The organism is Flavobacterium sp. H122 (assembly GCF_004959765.1).
GTDB lineage: Bacteria > Bacteroidota > Bacteroidia > Flavobacteriales > Flavobacteriaceae > Flavobacterium.
This window is the reverse complement of the sequence record NZ_SJZD01000005.1, coordinates 65291-82017: the sequence shown is the minus strand read 5'-3', so window position 1 is coordinate 82017 and position 16727 is coordinate 65291. Positions and strand designations below refer to the sequence as shown.

17 protein-coding genes are annotated in these 16727 nt (G+C 33.5%); 9 read left to right on the top strand and 8 right to left on the bottom strand.

The annotated features are described in order from the left end of the window. The first annotated feature begins 73 nt into the window (after nucleotides 1-73). Nucleotides 74-1333, top strand: a complete 1260-nt coding sequence (locus EZM65_RS08985) for an aminotransferase class I/II-fold pyridoxal phosphate-dependent enzyme (protein WP_136668223.1) — start codon at nucleotides 74-76, stop codon at nucleotides 1331-1333. Between the two features lie 54 nt (nucleotides 1334-1387). Here EZM65_RS08985 and EZM65_RS08980 read toward each other — a convergent pair whose 3' ends face one another. Together EZM65_RS08980 and EZM65_RS08975 are read right to left on the bottom strand one after the other, a co-directional pair. Then, nucleotides 1388-2506: a GNAT family N-acetyltransferase gene (locus tag EZM65_RS08980; protein ID WP_136668222.1), complete on the bottom strand. Its 1119-nt coding sequence runs from the start codon at nucleotides 2504-2506 to the stop codon at nucleotides 1388-1390. Nucleotides 2507-2516: 10 nt separating this feature from the next. Beyond that, on the bottom strand, nucleotides 2517-3587 hold the full coding sequence (locus EZM65_RS08975; RefSeq protein WP_136668221.1) for a transporter: 1071 nt from the start codon (nucleotides 3585-3587) through the stop codon (nucleotides 2517-2519). Between the two features lie 184 nt (nucleotides 3588-3771). Here EZM65_RS08975 and EZM65_RS08970 point away from each other — a divergent pair, with 184 nt between their 5' ends. The 4 genes from EZM65_RS08970 to EZM65_RS08955 all read left to right on the top strand — a co-directional run bounded on the left by EZM65_RS08970 (nucleotide 3772) and on the right by EZM65_RS08955 (nucleotide 8425). Further along, nucleotides 3772-4047: a DUF4834 family protein gene (locus EZM65_RS08970; RefSeq protein ID WP_136668220.1), complete on the top strand. Its 276-nt coding sequence runs from the start codon at nucleotides 3772-3774 to the stop codon at nucleotides 4045-4047. A gap of 95 nt (nucleotides 4048-4142) precedes the next feature. Further along, nucleotides 4143-6563 carry a YfhO family protein gene (locus EZM65_RS08965; protein ID WP_136668219.1) on the top strand — a complete coding sequence of 807 codons (2421 nt, stop codon included), beginning with the start codon at nucleotides 4143-4145 and terminating at the stop codon, nucleotides 6561-6563. Further along, the gene (gene crcB / locus EZM65_RS08960; protein ID WP_136668218.1) at nucleotides 6560-6937 is read left to right on the top strand and encodes a fluoride efflux transporter CrcB; all 378 of its coding nucleotides are present in this window, start codon (nucleotides 6560-6562) and stop codon (nucleotides 6935-6937) included. Before EZM65_RS08965 ends, crcB begins: the two co-directional genes overlap by 4 nt. 204 nt (nucleotides 6938-7141) lie before the next feature. Further along, nucleotides 7142-8425, top strand: a complete 1284-nt coding sequence (locus EZM65_RS08955; protein ID WP_136668217.1) for a glycosyltransferase family 4 protein — start codon at nucleotides 7142-7144, stop codon at nucleotides 8423-8425. 74 nt (nucleotides 8426-8499) lie between these two features. Here EZM65_RS08955 and EZM65_RS08950 read toward each other — a convergent pair whose 3' ends face one another. From EZM65_RS08950 to EZM65_RS08930, 5 genes are all read right to left on the bottom strand, one after another. Beyond that, nucleotides 8500-9162 carry a lysoplasmalogenase gene (locus EZM65_RS08950; RefSeq protein ID WP_136668216.1) on the bottom strand — a complete coding sequence of 221 codons (663 nt, stop codon included), beginning with the start codon at nucleotides 9160-9162 and terminating at the stop codon, nucleotides 8500-8502. Between the two features lie 4 nt (nucleotides 9163-9166). Then, nucleotides 9167-10438: a sterol desaturase family protein gene (locus EZM65_RS08945; RefSeq protein WP_136668215.1), complete on the bottom strand. Its 1272-nt coding sequence runs from the start codon at nucleotides 10436-10438 to the stop codon at nucleotides 9167-9169. 59 nt (nucleotides 10439-10497) lie between these two features. Next, a complete protein-coding gene (locus EZM65_RS08940) occupies nucleotides 10498-10773 on the bottom strand; it encodes an ATP-dependent Clp protease adaptor ClpS (protein WP_136668214.1) in 276 nt (91 codons plus the stop codon). 23 nt (nucleotides 10774-10796) lie between these two features. Beyond that, entirely contained in the window at nucleotides 10797-11633 is an 837-nt protein-coding gene (gene prmA / locus EZM65_RS08935; protein ID WP_136668213.1) for a 50S ribosomal protein L11 methyltransferase, read from the bottom strand. Nucleotides 11634-11757: 124 nt separating this feature from the next. Beyond that, nucleotides 11758-12252, bottom strand: a complete 495-nt coding sequence (locus tag EZM65_RS08930; protein WP_136668212.1) for a GNAT family N-acetyltransferase — start codon at nucleotides 12250-12252, stop codon at nucleotides 11758-11760. A gap of 73 nt (nucleotides 12253-12325) precedes the next feature. Between EZM65_RS08930 and EZM65_RS08925 the strand changes: the two genes are divergently transcribed. The 4 genes from EZM65_RS08925 to EZM65_RS08910 all read left to right on the top strand — a co-directional run bounded on the left by EZM65_RS08925 (nucleotide 12326) and on the right by EZM65_RS08910 (nucleotide 16018). Then, nucleotides 12326-13039 carry a hypothetical protein gene (locus EZM65_RS08925; RefSeq protein WP_136668211.1) on the top strand — a complete coding sequence of 238 codons (714 nt, stop codon included), beginning with the start codon at nucleotides 12326-12328 and terminating at the stop codon, nucleotides 13037-13039. A 2-nt stretch (nucleotides 13040-13041) separates the two neighbouring features. Further along, nucleotides 13042-14703, top strand: a complete 1662-nt coding sequence (menD, locus tag EZM65_RS08920; RefSeq protein ID WP_136668210.1) for a 2-succinyl-5-enolpyruvyl-6-hydroxy-3-cyclohexene-1-carboxylic-acid synthase — start codon at nucleotides 13042-13044, stop codon at nucleotides 14701-14703. Nucleotides 14704-14768: 65 nt separating this feature from the next. Next, a complete protein-coding gene (locus EZM65_RS08915) occupies nucleotides 14769-15110 on the top strand; it encodes a DUF2853 family protein (protein WP_136668209.1) in 342 nt (113 codons plus the stop codon). 77 nt (nucleotides 15111-15187) lie between these two features. Continuing rightward, entirely contained in the window at nucleotides 15188-16018 is an 831-nt protein-coding gene (locus EZM65_RS08910; RefSeq protein ID WP_136668208.1) for a S1 RNA-binding domain-containing protein, read from the top strand. A 348-nt stretch (nucleotides 16019-16366) separates the two neighbouring features. On the opposite strand, the gene EZM65_RS08905 is transcribed toward EZM65_RS08910, so the two are convergent. Further along, nucleotides 16367-16555 carry a hypothetical protein gene (locus EZM65_RS08905; RefSeq protein WP_136668207.1) on the bottom strand — a complete coding sequence of 63 codons (189 nt, stop codon included), beginning with the start codon at nucleotides 16553-16555 and terminating at the stop codon, nucleotides 16367-16369. Nucleotides 16556-16727: the final 172 nt, after the last annotated feature.

The window sequence follows — 16727 nt, the reverse complement described above, 5'->3', positions numbered from 1 at the left end:
AATATATATCTAAAATAATGATAGTTAATTTATTTTAATTTATAATTTTGCCTCGATTTAAATCCTATTTAAAATGGTAAAAGATTTATTCGAAAGAATTCAAAACAATAAAGGTCCATTAGGAAAATGGGCTTCTCAAGCTGAAGGTTATTATGTTTTCCCGAAACTAGAAGGTGAACTTGGACCTAGAATGAAGTTTCATGGTAAAGAAATCTTAAACTGGTCAATTAATGATTATTTAGGATTGGCAAACCACCCTGAAGTTAGAAAAGTTGACGCGGAAGCTGCTGCGCAATACGGTGCTGCTTACCCTATGGGTGCGCGTATGATGAGCGGTCATACTACATTACATGAGCAATTGCAAAATGAATTGGCAAGTTTTGTAGGTAAAGAAGCTGCCTATTTATTGAATTTTGGTTACCAGGGAATGGTTTCTATTATTGATGCTCTTGTAACTAAAAATGATGTTATTGTTTATGATGTTGACGGACACGGATGTATTATTGATGGTGTGCGTCTTCATATGGGTAAACGTTTTACGTATAAACATAATGACGTTGCAAGTTTAGAGAAAAACTTACAGCGTGCTACAAAAATGGCCGAAGAACTTGGAGGTGGTATTTTAGTTATCACTGAAGGTGTTTTCGGGATGAGAGGGCAGCAGGGAAAATTAAAAGAAATTGTTGAGCTTAAGAAAAAATATAAATTCCGTTTGTTGGTAGACGACGCTCACGGATTTGGTACTTTGGGTAAAACCGGTGCCGGAGCAGGTGAGGAGCAGGGATGTCAGGACGGTATTGATGTTTACTTCTCTACTTTTGCTAAATCTATGGCAAGTATTGGTGCTTTTGTGGCGGGTGACAAGGATGTAATTGATTATTTGAAATACAATTTACGTTCTCAAATGTTCGCTAAATCGTTACCAATGATTTTCACTGTAGGTGCTTTAAAGCGTTTGGAAATGCTTCGTACTATGCCGGAGTTGAAAAACAAACTATGGGAAAACGTAAATTATCTACAAAACGGATTAAAATCAAGAGGTTTTAATATTGGCGATACTAATACATGTGTGACTCCTGTTTATCTTGAGGGTTCTATTCCTGAAGCAATGGTAATGGTAAATGATTTAAGAGAGAATTATAATATTTTCTTATCAATCGTTGTGTATCCGGTTATTCCAAAAGGAATTATTTTATTGCGCATGATTCCAACAGCTTCACATACAATTGCTGATATTGACGAAACATTGTCAGCTTTTGAGGCAATCCGTGAGAAATTGTCAAACGGTACTTACAAAGCGCTTGCTGATGCAAATGTGGAAAACGTTTCTTAATTAAGATTGAAAACTATAAAAAAATCCTCATCTTTTTTGATGAGGATTTTTTATTTATAAAGGTTTACTGAAAGTACATCTGCGTTTTGTAATTATTGGATTGAAGTTTTTCCATAAATTATGGATGGCATTATTTTCTTCCAGTTCAGGTGTCCTGATACATTTTTTTATTCCTTTTTGCTCAAAAATTCTGTAATATTCTTCAAAAATTACAGCTGTAACGCCTTTGCTTTGATATTCCGGTAAAACACCTATCAGATAGAAAACCGCTTCTTTACTGTTTTTCTTCGCATTTAACATTTTTAAAAAGCCAAACGGGAATAACTTTCCTTTTATTTGTTGCTGTGCCTGTGCATAATTAGGCATTACTATGGCAAAAGCAATTATATTGCCATCTTTGTCTTCGATAAATTTAATGTATTCGGGGTTTACAAAAGGAATGTATTTCTTTTTGAAATAATCTATTTGTGTTTTGCTTACCGCAACAAAAGATTGAAGTTTTGAATATGTTTCGTTAAACAATTCAAACATCCGGTCAACATAAGGAACTATTTCTTTGGTAGATTTAAAACCTATTGGTTTAAGACCATAACGTGCTTTTATTAAGTCGGCAGCTTTTTTAATAGGTTCATGAGTTACTCCATCAAAAGAAAATTCACTTTCAATATATTTTTTTTCAACCTGAAAACCCAACTGCTCAAAATGCGATGCATAATATGGGTGGTTATACCAGCCAATAGCTGTGCTTAACTGGTCAAAACCTTCGGTAAGGCATCCTACTTTATCAAGATTGGTGAAACCCATTGGGCCTTCCACTTGCTCCATATTGTGTTTCTTACCCAAATCATATACTTTTTCAAGTAAAGCTTTTGTTACTTCTATGTCATCAATCGCATCAAACCAGCCAAAACGGACTTTCTTTTTTCCTAATTGATTTACTTCGTCCCAGTTGATAATAGCGCTGATACGGCCAACAACTTCATTGTTTTTGTAAGCCAGATAGAAATAAGCCTCGGCACTTTTAAAAGCAGGATTTTCGTCTTTATTGAATGTTGCCAGCTCGTCACTGATTAAGGGCGGTACCCAATAGTTGTTGTCTTTATATAGTTTAAAAGGAAACGTTACGTATTCTTTTAAAAGTTTCTTGTTGTTAGCTTCTACAATTGTAATCATTATAAAAAAATTATTCTCCTGTTTCTAAATCATCCACACGTTTTTTCTTTTCTTCAACAGGCTTTTCAGATGGTTCTATTTCTTCAGACTTGTTTTTTCTTTTTCTCTTTTCAGCTTTTTTGGCTTCTTTTTCTAATTCTTCTTCTGATAAAACTCCGTTTTTCGATTTGTCTTTTCTCGATTTTTTATCACTTTTTACTTCTTTTCCTTCTTTAATTGCAGGGTCTTCGTGTCTTTTATCAAAACGCCATGAAACGCCCAGACCACCTGAAAAGTGAGAAGGTTCGTTTTCTATATTTTTATTTATAACAAAATCAAGCTGCAGGTTTTCTTTAAGCAAATAAGTAGCTCCGGTTGTAAAGGTAGGATCATCATTAAAGTCATCTTTAATAATCCTTCCTTCAAGCATGGCGCTCCATTTTTCATTTATACCATAAGTAACAGTAGCTATAGCTCCGTAATTAAATCCGTCAGTAGCAATTTTATCAGCAATAATATTTGTGACCAATGCCCATTTATGTGTAAAGTGATTTTGAGTAATTAAAACCACTTTCGGACTAAAACCGCTTAAGTTTTTAGTATAATAGTCATTTTTCATCAGATAATTAACAGCTACATATCCTGAAATGGCAGGAATTAATGATTTCCATCTGAACTTATGATTGGCTCTCCAGCTGTAAATGTTTGGTTTTTCCTCTTTCTTTTTATAATAAGGATCGTAAAAAAGATATTTAGCGCCTAAAGTGGTTTGTTTTAGACCGCTGCGGTCGGTTTCAAAAAGATCGGTTGAGTATTTATCTTTCTGGAACTGGAGATCCAGTGAAACTTCAAATTGTTCTTTCCAAAATCCATAACGGGCTGTTAGGTCTAACCCAAATCCGCTTACATCATAATCAGAGGTGTTGTGCGATTCGTTTATATAGTTAACTCCTGATTCCAATTGAAAGACAGTTTTTCCAACAGAATAGGCGCCCATCGAATTCCCCGGACGGTTTGAGTTGATCTCATCAGTAAACTGTGCTTTGATTACTGAATTTGTTGATAATAAAAATAATAAAAACAGAGGTTTAAGTAATTTCATTAGGATTGATTTGTTAGTTTCAAATGTAATGTTTTTTCTTATTTTTAAAAGAATCAGGGCTTATATTTTATTTGTTTATCCGGCTTGGATGATAAATTCTTACAGCTTGAATTCTGTTAAAAATAAAGTTAAAACATATAAAACGTAAAGTGAATAATGATTATTTTTGATGAAAAAATAAAAAATGCAGGAAGCTTCATTTCAAGGATTGTTTAAAACCATTGTTTATATAATAGGATTTTACTATTTGGTTAAAATTTTATCCAGAATTTTCATGCCTATTTTGATGAAAAAGGTAATGGATAAAGCACAGGATAATTTTAACCGTCAATACCAGCAGGGAAATTTCAATCAATCAGCCGCAAGCGATACTTATACTCAGGAAAAAACACAGCGTGACTTCAAAAAACCCACAAAACAAGTTGGGGAATATGTAGATTACGAAGAAGTGAAAGAGTAATTTACCGCAACCACAATTCAAAAATCTAAAATCTGATAACTAAAATCCAAAATTTAGTTATCTTCACGCCTTATTTTAGACCAGCTATACTTTTTATGGATAAATTAAAACGTTTTTACCCGCATGCACTGGCCGTTTTAGGTTTTGTGCTGATTTCTCTTGTTTATTTTTACCCGGTTTTAAGCGGTAAAAAAATTCTGCAGTCTGATATTGTCCAGTACAAAGCTACTGCTAAAGAAGCGATAGATTACAGAGAAAAAACAGGTGAGGAAACCTATTGGAGCAACAGCTCTTTCGGGGGAATGCCGACTTACCAGTTAGGAGCTCAGTATCCGCATAATTATATCAAAAAAATAGATGCCGTTTTACGTTTTTTACCCCGTCCGGCTGACTATCTGTTTTTATATTTCTTAGGATTTTATATTTTGCTTTTAGCCTTAAAAATAAAGCCTCTTAAAGCTTTTTTTGGAGCTTTGGCTTTTGGATTATCCACTTATTTGATTATTATTCTTGGTGTTGGACATAATGCCAAGGCGCATGCGATAGCTTATATGCCAATGGTGGTTGCAGGAGCTATAATGGTCTATCAAAAAAGATGGATTGTTGGAGGTTTACTGACTATGGTTGCAGCAGCTTTGGAATTGAATGCCAATCACTTCCAAATGACATATTATCTGTTAATTTTTTTATTGGTGCTGACAGCGTATTTTGTTTATAAAGCAATCAAAGAGAACGACTTAAAAGAATTGATTTACAGCTTTGGAATTTTTCTTATTGCCGGAATGGTTGCAATAGGAGTAAATGCGACCGGAATATTGGCTACGCAGGAATACGCTAAAGAAAGTACCCGTGGTAAAAGTGAATTGACTTTTACTCCGGATGGAAAGAAAAGCGAGTCCAATACATCGATGACATATGATTATATCACTGAATATAGTTATGGTTTGGCTGAAAGTTTCAATTTGATATCACCAAGAATTTTTGGAGGTTCAAACAGTGAAAACGTAGGAACTAAATCTGCATTATATGAGTTTGCAATTTCTCAGCAAGTACCGGAAGACCAAGCGAAAGAAATTGTGAAAGGTTTGCCTACATACTGGGGTGACCAGCCTATAGTAGCGGCTCCGGCCTATATAGGGGCTGTTGTCTTCTTTTTGGCAGTATTGGCATTTTTTGTGGATAAACGCAAAATCAAATATGCTTTTTTAGCAGGTGCAATAGTTTCGTTAGTATTGTCTTGGGGTAAAAATTTCCCTTTACTCACCGATTTCTTTATTAATTACGTACCAATGTACAACAAGTTCAGAGCAGTGTCTTCAATTCAGGTTGTGCTGGAACTATGTATGCCGGTATTGGCAATTTTAGGTTTGCAAAGCTTTTTTAAAGCTGATGAGGTTGAGAGAAAATCAGGTTTATTGAAATCGGCTGCAGTAAGTTTAGGTATTTTAGTTGTTCTATTGCTGGTTAAATCAATGTTCAGTTTTGCAGGTTCCGGGGATGGTTATTTATTGGATTCTTACGGTCCGGAATTTATCAATGCTCTGAAAGAGGACAGAAAGTCATTATATACAGCTGATTTGTTGCGTTCAATGTTATTGATTGTTCTTGCCTTTGGGACTTTGTTTTTAGCCATAAAAAATACAGTTTCAGAAAAAGTAGGAGTAATTGTTATTGGTCTTTTGATGATTGCTGATTTGTTCCTAATAGATAAAAATTATGTTAACGCATCGGACTTCGTAAGTGCTTCAGAGGCTGACTCTCCTTTTGTTATGGCTCCTTTTGATGAAATGATCTTACAGGACAAATCACATTACAGAGTCTTTGAAGTTTCTCCAAATGTGATGAGTGATTCCCGTGCATCGTATTTCCATAAATCTATTGGAGGTTACCATGCCGCCAAGCCAAAAAGAATGCAGGAATTGTTTGATTATCAAATTGCTAAAAATAACATTGAAGTTTTGAATATGCTTAATGTTAAGTATTTGATTCAGAAAAATGAAAAGGGAGAACAATTACCAATGCAAAACTCGCAAGCTAATGGTAATGCCTGGTTTGTGAAATCTATTAAGTTCGTTGATTCAGCTGATGAAGAGATGAAATCCTTAGATAAATTTAATTCCAAAGAAGTTGCTGTAATTAATACATTAGCTGAAGAAGGACAGGATTTTAAAGGTGCAGACCATATCTCAAATGAAAATTCAAAAATAATTTTGAAGAATTATCAACCTAATGAAATGTCGTATGAGTCAATTAATCCGAAAAATGGTTTTGCAGTTTTCTCTGAAATGCATTATAGTAAAGGATGGAATGCTTATATAGATGGTAAATTAACACCACATTATAGAGTTGATTATGTTTTACGAGGATTACCGATTCCAGCTGGAAAACATACAATTGAATTCAAGTTTGAACCGCAGGTGGTGAAAACAGGAGGTATGATCTCGTTAGTAAGTTTTGTATTGATGTTGGGCTTGATAGGAGGCGGAATTTATCTGATTAGGAAGAAAAATAATTGAAAACAATCTTTTATATAGCATTAGGTGGTGGGTTAGGCAGCGTTTTACGTTACTTAACCTCGCTTTTTTTTACTAAATTTCAATTAGGAAATTTTCCATTGGGGACATTCGTGGCGAATGTAGTGGGGTGCTTCCTTATTGGGGTTTTCTTCGGTTATTTTGAAAAGCAAACCGGTTCTTCACAGGATTTGAAATTCTTTTTAATAACGGGGATTTGCGGTGGCTATACCACTTTTTCTGCTTTTTCAAATGAAAACATACAATTGATTCAAAACAACCAAATTGGAACGGCCTTTTTATATACTGCGTTGAGTATTGTTTTAGGTTTCGGAATGACTTATTTGGGATTACAGATTATTAAAAGTTTTTTTTAAATCAATCACATAAGACATATAAGAAATTTAAGATTTTTTGAGTTAGAGTAACTTTTGTATTTTTAGAATTCAACCATCTTATAGACTATAGTAAAAATACTTTTGTGTACTTATATGGCTTATATGGTTCAAATATTTTAATGATATAAGCTTTGTAGAAAGGAAAAGCTTTTGTGAACTTATATTACTTATATGTTTTATAAAATGAAAAAAGTATTAATTATAACATATTATTGGCCGCCTGCAGGAGGTCCCGGAGTACAGCGTTGGTTGAAGTTCGTGAAATATCTTCCCGATTTTGATATACAGCCTATTGTTTATATTCCTGAAAATCCAACATACCCTTTAGTTGATACGAATCTACTTGCAGAAGTTCCTAAAGAGGTAACCATCTTAAAAAATAAAATCATTGAACCGTATGCCTGGGCATCAATGTTTTCAAAAAACAGCACAAAAAAGATCAGTTCAGGAATTATACCGGCACAAAAAAAGCAGTCTTTTATGCAAAAAATGATGCTTTGGGTTCGTGGTAATTTGTTTATTCCTGATGCCCGTGCGTTATGGGTAAAACCTTCAATAAGTTATTTGTCTGAATACATTCAGGAGAACAATATCGAAACAATTATTACTACCGGGCCACCGCATAGTCTTCATTTGATAGGTCTTGGGTTGAAGAAAAAATTAAACGTTAAGTGGATTGCCGATTTTCGTGATCCCTGGACAACCATAGGTTATCATAAAGCTTTAAAACTGACTAAAAAATCGGCTCAAAAACATAAAGATTTGGAAAGCGAAGTTATGAATTCGGCTGATGAACTAATTGTGACGAGTCCAACAACCAAAAAGGAGTTTGAAGCAATCACTAATAAACCTATTCATGTTATTACCAATGGCTATGATGCGGAGAGAATTGCGAAGCTGTCTTTGGATGAAAAGTTTACGTTAGCGCATATTGGTTCGTTTTTATCTGATAGAAACCCTCAGATTGTATGGCAGGTGCTAGAAGAATTAATAAACGAAAATGCTGATTTCGCTTCTGATTTTCAGTTGAAATTAATTGGAGCTACAAGTCAGGAAGTTTTGGCTTCAATAAATGACTATGGATTAAATGACTATGTGAATAATTTAGGTTATGTATCACATCAGGAAGCAGTGGAACATCAAAGAAAATCACAGGTTTTGTTGCTGATAGAAATTGATTCGGAAGAAACTAAAAGCATTATTCCAGGGAAAGTCTTTGAATATATTGTTTCGGAAAGGCCAATTGTTGCTGTAGGTCCTCAAGGTTCTGATTTTGCTGAAATTATCACAGGTACGAATACCGGTAATTTCTTTACTTACAATGAAAAAGAAAATTTGAAGACAATCCTTCAAAAACATTATGAAGCTTATAAGAGAAATGAATTGAAAGCTTATGGTGTAGGATTGCAGCAGTATTCAAGAAAAAATCTGACTCAAAAACTTTCAGAGATTATTAAATCACTTTAAAATATATCAAAACAAAAAAATATATGTAATCATGCTTTTTTAAAGAACAGCATGATTACATATAAAGTTCTTTTTTATTTCGTATGATTTAATCTTATAATTCCTTCCGTAATTAAATATTGTGCAATCAGGTAGGTTATCATTATAAAAAAACCTGACTTCGGCAACTCGGTGTGAAATTTGTTTATAGCCAAAATACTGTCGGAAGAGATAAAAAACAAAGCGCCGAACAGTATAGTCTGGTTGTTAGGTTCGCTCCAGTTGAAATATCCTTTTATTGCCAGTAAAAGCATTAATGATATTGTTATGGCATAAACTGCTACAGGTATCTTTAAATCGCCTAATTTCGGAAACAGAAGTGACAGCATTCCAAATAAATAGAACACTACTCCCAAAACGCTTAACCAGAATAATTTAGGGGTTTTGCTGTTTTCTTTGTTTTGTTTTATAAATAAGAAAATAAAGAGAACATGTGCTATCAGGAAGGATACCAGCCCGAAAATAAAGTATAGTTCTCCTTTATCTGTAAACATTAAAACGATATCTCCAATCCATGAAAAGACCAATGCAGAAAGAAGCAGGTTTTTAGTTTTAAATTTTTCAGATGAATATGTTTCCAAAATCAGAAAAGGAAGTAAAACGGGTTTTAAATACCAGGCAATTTCATCCTGATCAAAAAACAATAAAATTAGATAGAATACACTTATTCCAATGAAAATTTTTAAATAATTACTCATAAAATCAGCTTAAAGCAGGTTGGTTTTGGGTTTCTTTGAATTCAACAGTTGCAAAATAAATGCTGATCAAAAGAGATAGGGTTAGATATCCCATAATAATAATAGTACCGTACGGAATAACATCATCTATTTTAAACCAGCTTCCGGTGAAGTAAACAATTGCAATCGCAAAAGCATACCGGATGCCTTCGTAGATAAAAGCATATCTGTTTTTGTCCATCAATTCACTGTAACTGTAAATTGTTGCAAAAATGAAAAAACCATAAATGAAAATCCCCGGGATTCCAATTTTTGCAATATTGTCAAATAAGTAAGAGATAATCAATAAAGTAATCAATAATTGTGCAATTGACCAGCCAATCAGTGTTTTACTGTTGTCAGTTCCGAATTTTTGAAAATTATAAACATTATCAATTTTATGGATTGGATATTTTTCATCAAATCCCTCCGGGCGCCATCCTGTAGGCATAAACCATATTTTTAGTTTATCTGTAAATTTTTCTGCATGCCAGGCATCTTTGATCAGAACCCATAAATGCTGAAAGTTTATTTTGAAAGGATTCCACGTTTCTGCAGGACGGGTAATTCCAAAAACAGCGGGGACATTTGGTAATTCTTCCTGAAAAGTACCAAACAGTTTATCCCAGATTATAAATACCTGTGAATGGTTCTTATCCATATATTCCGGATTAATAGCGTGGTGAACTCTATGGTGGGATGGTGTTACAATAATTTTCTCTAAAAAGCCCATTTTATTGATGTATCTGGTATGGTACCAAAATTGTACAAAAAACTGGATTGGAAGTGTTATGGCAATAACTTTAGCAGGGACTCCCAATAAAGCAGCCGGTAGCAAAAGGAACGTAAATAAATTGAAAAACTGCGAAACAGATTGACGCAATGCACACGAAAGATTAAACTCTTCACTACTGTGGTGAATAGCGTGCTTGTTCCAGAAAAAATTGATCTGATGAGCCCATCTGTGTGTCCAATACCCTTGAAAATCTATAGCAATAAAAGCGATAATATAGGCTAAAGCTGATTCTTCAATAGTGAAAAACGCCAGTTTGGAAACCATCAATTCATAAGTCAAAAGAGAAATGCTCAATCCTAAAACATCCTTAACGGCATTGGTAATACCAGAACTGATACTTGAGATACTATCCATGACAGGCACATGATCAATTCCTTTATAATAACCGTACAATTTTTCAATAATAATCAACGCCAAAAAACAAGGCATCGCGATAATGAGTATTTTTCCGTAAACTTCCATAATCAATCAAAATTTAGGATGGAAAGATATATAGAAATAAGGATTTTACAAATTTATTGTTAAATAATTTCAGCACTCAAGCCAGCATCCAATAATGCACTGCATTGAGGTTTTAATTCGTCAAAAGAACCTGTTTTAACTCCGCATTTTCCTGTGTAATGAACAAGTAATGCGCATTGTTCTGCCTGTAGTTCCTCGTGGTTACAAACCCGGATCAGCGTTTCTATTACGTGGTCAAAAGTATTTACGTCGTCGTTATATAAAATAATTTCATTGTTGGTAGCAACCAACTCCAGTACATCTACTTGCTCTTGTGTTTTTTCAATTGTTGCCATTTGAATTTTTATGATTTACCTTATTACGAATTTACATATTTTAGTGATACCCAGTTGTTTCGGTTGATTTTTTTAACAAAAGTTAACCCTTTTTCTGTACAAGAAGCATCTATGAATGGGATGTCTTGTTCGTAAAATCCACTGAATAAAATAATGCCATTTGGATTCAAGCAATCAACATAAGTCTGCATATCATTCAGTAATATGTTTCTGTTGATATTGGCAATAATTAAATCGTATTTTTTGCCGGTTAAAAGTGAAGCATCACCTTCGTAAACAGATATGTGTCTGCAGTTATTTCTTTCTGCATTTTCTATAGAGTTTATAAAACACCAGTTGTCAATATCAATAGCATCGATAGGTTGTGCACCTTTCATTTCTGCTAAAATGGCTAAAATGGCTGTCCCGCAACCCATATCAAGAGTTTTCATTCCTTCAACATCCATTTCCAATAAATGTTGAATCATCATATGAGTAGTTTCATGATGTCCTGTCCCAAAACTCATTTTAGGCTCAATCACGATATCATATTTTGCATCCGTTTTTGGGTGGAATGGAGCACGTACATGGCATAATCCATCTACATCAATGGGCTCAAAGTTTTTTTCCCATTCTTCATTCCAGTTTTGTTGTTCAATTTCTTCAAAAGTAAAACTGATTTTGAATTCCGGATTGTTTAAAATATAGATGTCATCTAAAATGTTTTCATTCCATTCATCCTTAGGGATATAAGCAGAAAAACCATTTTCTGTTTCAATAAAACTATCAAAAGGAAGTTCTCCTAATTCAGCAATTAAAATTTCTGATCCTAATTCTTTTGGTTCTACTTGAAAATGGTAGCCTATATATATGTTTTGCATGAAATTTTTTTTGCAAAGGTAGTTATTTAGAAGTTTTAGTCACAGTTTTCAGTCACAGTTTTCAGTTTTTACACAGATACTGCGATTTCTTATTACGGTTGCTTACAGCAAAGGTTTGTTACGACTATAAAAGTATCTGTACAAAAACAGAATCCAGCCATCTGTCAAACTTAAATCCGGTTTCTTTAATATGGCCAACTTCTTTAAACCCCAGTTTCTTATGAAATGCTATACTTCCCAGATTTTCCGAATCAATGACACCTATCATCGTGTGCAGGTTTTGCGTTTTTGCAATTTCAATAAGCTCTTTTAAGAGAATTGAACCGGCACCGTTCCCGTGATGGTCTTTATGAACATAAACCGAATGCTCTACAGTAAACCGGTATCCTATTTTGTGTCGGAATGGGCCATAAGTGCCGAAACCAATTATTTTGCCTTCTTTTTCTGCAACTAAAAACGGAAAATTTTTTTCTGTTTTTTCTTTTAAAATAGCCTCCTGCTGTGCTAAAGTTCTTACGTCATAATCCCAAATTGCCGTTGTGTTAAGAATTTCGTAATTCACAATTTCAAGAACTGACGGCATGTCTTCGATGTTTGCTTGTCTTATTTTAATTGACATAATCTTTTGAATATGATTTTTTTAATATTAAATTTATATATTGCTACTCTCAAAGGGAGCAGGTAAAGGATATATGAAGTTACAAATTTTCTCAAAAATATTGATAATTCTATACTTTGTAAATTTATTACTGTATAGTTTTTCTTCTTTATTGGAGCTGCAGGAATTTGAAACTGTTTTTTGGTTTGTCAGGATCCCTGTTTTAATGATACTTTACTACATAAGCTCTTCAAAAAAACAGATAGTTTATATAATAGGATTGCTTTTTTATCAGGGAGCATCTGTTTTTTTTGCAACTGGAGACACTTCGTTATTTGTTTATGGAACCCTTTCTTCGGTACTGTTCAAATTATGCCTGTCAATACTGGTGTTGGATTTGGTTACTTCTAAAAACAGACTGGCAGTAAGTATAGCATTGATTCCTTTTTTTGTTATTTATCTATATATTATCAATTTTGTTATGGACTCGTTAGGGGACTCATATTATATATGGATAATGAATGCTTTTCTGACTTCTTTTTTGGGTGGAGTGGCGATAATAAATTATATAAATACGCCGGGGAAAAAAGAATACTGGCTTTTAGTAAGTACCATATTTTTTATTATTCAGATAGGAGCTTTTTTTATTAATAAGTTTTATGTGAAAAATGAAGCTATTTACCAAATGGTAATCTTGCTTTATGGGGTTTCCCATTTTACGTTTTATCAATTTTTGATTTTAAAAGAAGAAGAAGGAAATGATAAAAAAGACGGGCAACTTCGTAACTTTGCTTTTCTGAAATTTTAAAAATGATTTATCCAAAAATACCTTTAGCACAAAGTGTAATTGAAATCTGTAAAGCTAAAGAAATTCAACATATTGTTATTTCACCGGGGTCAAGAAACGCACCTTTAACAATTGGTTTTACTAATAATCCTGCTTTTAAATGCTATAGTATTGCTGATGAGCGCAGCGCTGCTTTTTTTGCACTTGGAATGGCACAGCAGCTGCAAAAACCTGTGGCTGTAGTTTGTACTTCGGGTTCAGCATTACTGAATTATTATCCCGCGGTTGCGGAGGCTTTTTACAGTCAGATTCCTTTAATCGTCATTTCTGCAGACAGACCTCACGATAAAATTGATATTGGAGACGGGCAAACGATCCGTCAGGAAAATGTGTATGCAAATCATATCCTGTGTAATGCTAATCTAACCGAAGAAGCTTCGGAAGAAAATGATTTAAAAATACAGGAGGCAATTTTTACGGCAATTTCTAAAAAAGGACCAATACACATTAATGTTCCTTTTGAGGAACCTTTGTATGAGACCGTTGAGGAACTTTCAGTTAAACCGGTAATAGTAAACTTGGTTTCAGAAGAAAACGAACAGGTTGACTTAGAAGAGTTTGTTCAAATCTGGAATACATCACAAAAGAAACTTGTTCTTATTGGCGGGAATTATCCTGGTGCCATTTCGCAGGAATGTTTAAATAAACTTGGTGAAGATACATCTGTAGTGGTGATGACCGAGGTAATTTCAAATGCACATCATCCTAATTTTATCACCAATATTGATACAATAATTACTCCTTTTAATGAAGATGATTTTAAGGAATTTCAGCCTGATATTTTACTGACACTGGGTGGAATGATTGTGTCGAAGAGAATTAAAGCGTTTTTAAGAAAATATAAACCAAAACAACACTGGCACGTTGATACACTCCGTGCCTATAATACCTTTGACTGTTTATCACAGCATTTTGAAGAAGAACCCGATAATTTCTTCAGAAGGTTCTTCCCAAAAACAATAAATATAGATAGTGTTTACCAGCAGAAAGCCATTGAAATAAGAGAATTCAGAGCAGAAAAGCATAAAGAATATCTTGATCAAATTCCGTTTTCTGATTTAAAGCTTTTCGAAACTATTTTAAGAAAATTGCCTGATAATATCCAGCTGCAGGTCAGCAATAGTTCACCTATACGTTATGCACAGCTTTTTCCTGTAGATAAAAGTATTGAGGTATATTGCAACCGTGGAACCAGTGGTATAGATGGCAGTACAACTACAGCAATAGGAGCATCGGTAATTTCTAAGAAGCAAACTGTTTTTATTACGGGTGATATCAGTTTCTTTTATGACAGTAATGCGCTTTGGAACAATTATATTCCTAAAAATTTCAAAATTATCTTAATTAATAATGGAGGAGGGGGGATTTTCAGAATTTTGCCCGGACATCAGGAAAATGAAACTTTCAATACATATTTTGAAACCTCTCATAACTTAACTGCTGAACATTTGGCAAAAATGTATGGTTTTAATTATTTGAAAGCAGAAAACGAAAGTGGTTTAATTCAAAACTGGAATGACTTCCTGAAAGATGAAAAACCAATGATTTTAGAAGTCTTTACTCCTGAAAAAGAGAATGATACGATTTTAATTGAATATTTTAAGAGTTTGAAGCAGTTAAAATAAAATGGCAAAAATCCCGTTAATTCTATTTATATTTGAGAGTACTATTAAACTAAAAAACTTCAACTATGAGTAAAAGAGACGAACTAATTGTAAAGTACGCTGCTGATTTGAAAGAAAAATGCGGTGTAACACCAGACATGGGTTTGCTGACAAAAGTTGTTATAGGATGTGGTCCATCTATTTATAATCCTGATGCGGCTACTGTTTCCGGTTCGCAGCAATCAGAATTGGATACTGTTAAAAACAACTTTTTAATCAAAAAATTAGGATTAAAAGACGGCCCGGATTTAGATAAAGGTATTGATGCAGTAATTGAAAAATACGGACGTGCAAATAAAAATAAATATCGTGCAGTAGTGTATTATTTATTGGCACAACATTTTAAAAAAGAAAGTGTTTATAAATAAGATATGCAGTTACAATTATAATCCCGGTTTTTATCGGGATTTTTTATTTGTACCTTTGCCGTCGAAATTGATGACAAATGATTGAAATAGGAAAATTCAATACTTTAAAAATTGCCAGAAGCACTAATGTAGGTTTGTACCTTACTGATGGAGCTTCCGATGTGTTATTGCCTAATAAATATGTTCCTTCGGAGTATGAGATTGATGATGAAATCGAGGTTTTTGTGTATCTTGACCATGAGGAACGTCCGGTAGCCACAACGCTGGAACCTTATATCTTTTTGAATGAATTTGCTTTATTGCGGGTGAATTACATCAATAAGTTTGGTGCGTTTATGAACTGGGGGATGGAAAAAGATTTGTTTGTGCCTTTTAAGGAACAGGCACGTCCTATGGAAGAAGGCAAGCGCTATTTAGTGTATATGTATATTGATGAGAAAACTAACCGTTTGGTTGGCTCAAGCAAAACCAATCAGTTTTTAGACAATAAAAATATCACCCTTGAAAAAGGAGAAGAGGTAGATTTAATAGTTTCCCATATTACTGAAGTGGGTATTAATGTGATTATAAACGAAAAGCATAAAGGTCTTTTGTATAAAAATGAAGTTTTTGAAGACTTACGCACAGGGGATAGAATTATAGGTTACATTAAGAATATCCGTCCGGATGGTAAAATAGATGTGTCACGCCAGTCTTTTGGTGTGGAACGTATAGATGCTTCAGCTCAAAAAGTATTGGATGAATTAAAAGCCAGTCGGGGTTTCCTGCGTTTGCATGACAATAGTAATCCGGAAGATATTAAAACAATACTTCAAATGAGTAAAAAGACCTTCAAAAAAGCTGTTGGAACTTTGTACAAGAAAAAATTGATTGAAATTAAAGAAGACGGAATTTATTTAATCAAATAGTCTTTTTATAAACCAAAATAAAAAATGCCAACCTTATGGAGATTGGCATTTTCCTCTAATTATTACAGGAATTCAGCTTTTATCAAGACTTCATTCTCTGAAATAACCGATAACATACGTAAAGAGTTAATAACATACTACTTTACAATCAAAAAATTAAATAAACTTTTTAAAATAGAATAGTTCCTTTCAATAGAGGAAATCGTTAACATTTCCTCTTTCTTATTCTATTTTGATTTTTTTGTTTTTGCCGACAGACAACTTGGGGAAATTGTTTCGCACAAAGACCAATATCTCGCTTTTTTACCTATAGAAGTTTTATTTCTTATACGGATTGTAGCGTGTTAATTATTTTTTGCTAATCGAATCCACTGCGGTTTCTACAGGTGCTACTGTATCGGTTTGAATACTATCAACAACTTGAGCAGTTGTGTCCTCAACAGGCATTTGTTCTTGGGTAGACGCATCTACCTTTTTGTTACAACTTGTAAGCAATGCGCTTATTGAAAGAGCGGCAATTAAAACAGTTTTTTTCAAAGATCTCGTTTTAAATTAATAATTCAGTGAATAAATTTACTGATAATCATCTGACTTTCAGTATTATAAAAGTATTAAAATATAGTTAACTACAATGTTAAAAAATACATTTTAACACTTGTTGAAAAATAGTACAAGTTTGAAAGTCGAATATTGTTTTTTGAGCTAAAAT